A 981-nucleotide genomic window follows, 5' to 3' on the forward strand; every position below is an offset into this window, starting at 1 on the left:
CGACTCGCTTCGGATCGGACGCTACACCAACTTTCTCGACACTACCAACAAGATTTCGGAATCCCGATTAACCATGGCAGTATCGTCATTCGAATCTAGAGGAAAGGATTGCCATGTTTAAGAGCATCCAAAAGAGCGGAAGGATCGCAGCAGTCGCCATCGGCCTGATCGCGGCCCTGTCTCCGCTCGCAACCCCTCCTGCAGCATTAGCCGGCGGTAGTGTACCAACGCCTGAACTTGAGAAGTCGTATAGCTTTAAGGTAAGTAGTGAAAACTCGGATATCCGCACGAACGGCCATACAAAGTTCGGCTATCTGTACGACTGCGATGACGATTTCAACCGAAAGACAATATCCCTTATCAATTTCAATGATGGCAGCATGAGCCCCATCAATATATCAGATGAATGCCTTGATTACGCATATATCACCGATAGCGATCAGCTCTACTGGGAAGACGGTAATAATTTGATCGTATTCTCACCAGACAACCAGACCCAAACAGTCCATCCCATCACTTCGGCCAAATATGCCTGGACCAATGTAACCGTCTCCGATGATGGCAATAGGGCTGCCGTGGAGCACTATGACGATGAAGACGATCCTAAATTGGTCGAAATCTATGATCTTGAATCCGACAAACTGGTCCAGACATACCAGCCAGATAAAGATGACTCTTGGTGGTACTACAGTTACTCAAAAGACATGAGCCGCCTATATGCCTTACAGGACAATACCGAGGACGGCGTCGTTGCACTTAGGGTTTTCAACTGTGATACAGGGTCAACAGAATTAAAGACCGTCAACGTAAAAAAAGATGATAGGTCTTCGGATGTCAACTGCATTACCCTCAGTTCTAACTCGGACGACATTTATCTTCAGAGCGACATTGCACTAATAAAAGCTGACCGCGACAGAAACATGAGCGTTCTTCTGGTGACGCATAATTTCTTTCGCAAATTGACAACCGCATAGCGGAACA

At 46.9% G+C, this 981-nt stretch carries 1 protein-coding gene; it reads left to right on the top strand.

The genetic code is table 11. The features are described 5' to 3' along the window. The first annotated feature begins 113 nt into the window (after positions 1 to 113). The gene (locus DW233_RS10105; RefSeq protein ID WP_118268033.1) at positions 114 to 974 is read left to right on the top strand and encodes a hypothetical protein; all 861 of its coding nucleotides are present in this window, start codon (positions 114 to 116) and stop codon (positions 972 to 974) included. Positions 975 to 981 lie beyond the last annotated feature (7 nt).

The sequence above is a fragment of the Collinsella sp. AM20-15AC genome (assembly GCF_003471405.1).
Taxonomy (GTDB): Bacteria; Actinomycetota; Coriobacteriia; order Coriobacteriales; family Coriobacteriaceae; genus Collinsella.